At 55.5% G+C, this 3,361-nt stretch carries 4 protein-coding genes; all 4 read right to left on the bottom strand.

Features of this window, described 5'->3' with window-relative positions; genetic code table 11:
• Positions 1–454: 454 nt before the first annotated feature.
• Positions 455–1,372: a hypothetical protein gene (locus H8S45_RS15535; RefSeq protein ID WP_147574649.1), complete on the bottom strand. Its 918-nt coding sequence runs from the start codon at positions 1,370–1,372 to the stop codon at positions 455–457.
• Positions 1,365–1,916 carry a hypothetical protein gene (locus tag H8S45_RS15530; RefSeq protein ID WP_186950545.1) on the bottom strand — a complete coding sequence of 184 codons (552 nt, stop codon included), beginning with the start codon at positions 1,914–1,916 and terminating at the stop codon, positions 1,365–1,367. Before H8S45_RS15530 ends, H8S45_RS15535 begins: the two co-directional genes overlap by 8 nt.
• Complete coding sequence (locus tag H8S45_RS15525; protein WP_186950543.1) at positions 1,913–2,998, bottom strand: replication initiator protein A; 1,086 nt, start codon at positions 2,996–2,998, stop codon at positions 1,913–1,915. The genes H8S45_RS15530 and H8S45_RS15525 overlap by 4 nt, the downstream gene beginning before the upstream one ends.
• The coding region (locus H8S45_RS15520; protein WP_207724523.1) for a hypothetical protein at positions 2,995–3,361 on the bottom strand (367 nt) is incomplete at its 5' end. The genes H8S45_RS15525 and H8S45_RS15520, both read right to left, overlap by 4 nt.

The following is a 3,361-nucleotide window of genomic DNA, read 5'->3' as shown; positions in this document are numbered from 1 at the left end:
TTCAGCATAACTGTACTGATATCTGCCGCATCCAGCCCCAGCCGCTTGGCGTTTTTCATCCAATCATGAAGCGTAATTTCACCTGATACTATTTTTTCATACAACGATACAGGTAAAACGCTAAGTCTGCATTGCATATTCATTTTTACCCCCCTCACAAATCAACATATTTTTTGCTTTGTTGATTTAGATTATAGTATCCTGACACTAAGTTGAAAATTAAATATTTTAGAAAACTCTTTCATTTTTCTAAAAATTCTATAATTGTATTCAGCGCTAAAAGGCTTGACAATATCCAAATTGTGTTAGTTCAGTATAATGACATTCTTTAATTGTAATTTAAAGTAAACAGGTACAATCAGTCGCAAACCTAATTATTACAACCAATTTTCAAAAAACAATAAAAACCGCCGGCCTGCTAATGCTATTCTGCACTAACAGGCCGGCCTCTGTATTACCGTATCTTCCCTTTAATCTTTCCGCGCAGCCACTGCCGGTCGTCGCTGTACTCCATGCTCTGCACGATCACACTGTCGCCTGCCTCAAACTGGTCGTCGGAAAACTGCTGCGCATACCTGCATACCACCGTGCAGCCGTCCCGCAGACGTCCAAATATGCCGCCGGTATACTTGTTTGTGATTTTTGCAATCCGCGTGCTCCCCACCGGATGCCGGAACTCCGCGCCAATATAGGGGTTCGGCTCCACCTCCAGTACAGATACCGCGAACCCCTCCTCGTCCGCGGCCATCACCTTTGCTTTCAGTTTTTGCCCAGGATAGTAGCTTTCGCGCATATCCCCAAGATAAGAATAGGACAGCCCTGCCTGTGCCAGCGTCAGGTCATGCCCGCAGGTTGTCAGGGTGAGGTGGGACGCCCCCACAGCCAGCACCATGCAGTCCACAATATCGCCCTCCTGGACGCCGCGCACACGATGGGCATGCCACCGCTGCCGTTCCATCGCCAGCGCACGGGACGCTACCGCGCACTGCCCCTCACGATCCACGCCGGTGATGATATAGTCTATCTTCGCCCCTGCCATATGCCCCAGCACATAGGTTTCCCGCTCATCCCCCTCTTTCCATACAAAGGGTTCGGGTATCAGCACCTTTACCCTGTACTGCACCACAGTGAGGCAGGGCATCTCCTTTTTCCCGTCCGTGCCGTCTTCGTCTTCCCCGTCCGGAAGAGGCACCCCCTCCACGCCTATGATCTCCCCGCTCAGTATGGAGCTGGACCGGTAGGACGCGTAGATCGCGTTCCACTCCGCCTGTTCCTTTTCCGTCAGGCTGTAGTCCAGCGCCTTAAAGTCCGTTTCATAAAACCTCAGCCTGGTCAAATTTAATTCGTCCGGCAAACGGTTTTTTTCATTCATTCCGAATCCCCTCCCATTTTTTCAGCTCCAGCTTTTCGTTTTCATCCGGCCAGGCCAGCAGGCACGGCGTTTCCGCCCGCAGCGCCGCAGCCTGTCCCGCTTCATCCAGAAGCAGTGCATACAGCGTTTTCATCGTGTTTTCCACCCGCAGGCTGTCCAGCGTAAGGCAGCGCTTCCGTTCCTTCCCTACAGGGATATACAGCACACACAGCCGCACCCCCCGTTCCGGCAGGTACGCGGTCAGAAATACCGGTTTTTTGCGCGGGAATATATCCGGCGCTCTGTTGCCAGACAGGGCCAGCGAGATATCCACCGCGCGGGCCAGCTGTATGTCAAACCGCCTGTCCGCTGCCAGAACATACGCCCCCATGTCCCGCAGCACGCCGCCGTAGCGCAGCTGACGGATCGTGCGGTCCACGGCTTTTTTGTCCATCCCAAAGCGCAGCCATAGCAGCATGTGTACCTGGCGCTTCCACATCCCGCCCAGTGTCTTGAGCAGTGAAAGAAGCTCTGTCTGCGGCTCGCTGTAATACATTGACTTCATGTCGCCATCCCCCGTTTCACCTGGTTTAGCACGGGGTCGAGCAGCGCTTCGCTCCCCATCTCCAAAATCGTACTGAAGATGACCTTGGCGGTGTAGACCAGCGTATTGGAAATCGCCTCGTTCTCGTTCCGCCGCAGCCTGTACAGCGCCTCATCGAACACGTCGGCATTCAGCCGCCGGAGCGTGTCGCGGACATAGCCCTGCGGGTAGGTACAGGCGCCAAGCTGCAGCCGGCCACAGTAGTACAGCCACGAGACCGCGTCCCTGAACACCTCCGCTTCCTCCGGCGTATAGCGGGAAAGCTCGCATCGCTGCAAGATCGCCGCTATGGCCTCACGCCCGTCCTCCGCGCCCGCGCGCGGGACTGTCGGAAGCTCATCATCAGTATCCCTATACTCTTTCTTACTCTTCTCTTTCTTACTTGTGTGCGGTTTTTGCAGGTCTAGACATGCCGTTTCCGCACCCGCAGAAGTGCAGTCTCCACAGTTCAAGACCTGCGGTTTTGGCAGGTCTTGATGTGCCGTTTCGGCAGGTCTTGCCAGCGTCCCAGCGCCTGTATCCTGCTGGAATTCCGTCATATCGCCCCGCAGGTTGGCCGACACATCCTGTTCCGGCGCACTATCCCCTTCCTCCAGATATGCAATTTCTACAGGTCTTGGCGTGGGACAGAACGGCGCGCAGTCATAGCCGTAGGCCGCCTTTTCGTCCAGCACCACCTCGGCCAGGAAGATGCGGTTGGGCAGCCCGCGGCCCTGCCGCTGCTCCCAGACCAGGCGCCTGTCCGCCAGTTCCTTAAAGCAGGCTATCGCCTTGCGGTAGGAAACCTGCAGCTCCCGTGCCAGATCCTCGCGCGTGTAGATGATGTACACCTCGCCGTGCCGGTTCACCCAGCCGTTGCGGCGGGACAGCTGGTAGCGGTTGAGCAGGAACATGTAGGCCACTTTGCTCTCCAATCCCATATCCATGTAACGCGGGTCGCAGAACAGCCACCGCGGCATCTGCATGTGGAAATAGGAAATGGCGCCGGACAGCTTCATCAGCGTAAAGCCCGGCCGGTCTTCTGCAGCGATGTTCTTTTTCATAAGGCAGCATCCTCGCTTTCGTTGTCTAATTCGTTGTTCCGATCCAGTTCCTGTTGGTATTGGTCGATCTGGTCGTCTGTTGGGATAAATGTCGTATGATCGGGCATATCATCCTCCTGATCGGGATCGTCCGGCTGCAGCAGGTCGGAATAAGGGGACTTCGGCTCTGCTGGCAGTTCAGGAGGGTTCGCCGCCGATCCTGCATCCGGCGCAGGCGGCTTTTTCTTTTCCCCGTCCGCCATATTGTCCGGCGGGTAGTCATGGATGGACGCCGGCCGCAGCTTGCCGTAATCGGTAAATTCCGGCGGCGTTATCTTGTACAGCAGCATCGGGTACTGGCCGCGCAGCAGGACGATGCACCTG

Origin of the sequence: Agathobaculum faecis (genome assembly GCF_014287995.1) — a bacterium.
Lineage (GTDB): Bacteria > Bacillota > Clostridia > Oscillospirales > Butyricicoccaceae > Agathobaculum > Agathobaculum ammoniilyticum.
This window is presented reverse-complemented; position numbering and strand designations above follow the sequence as displayed.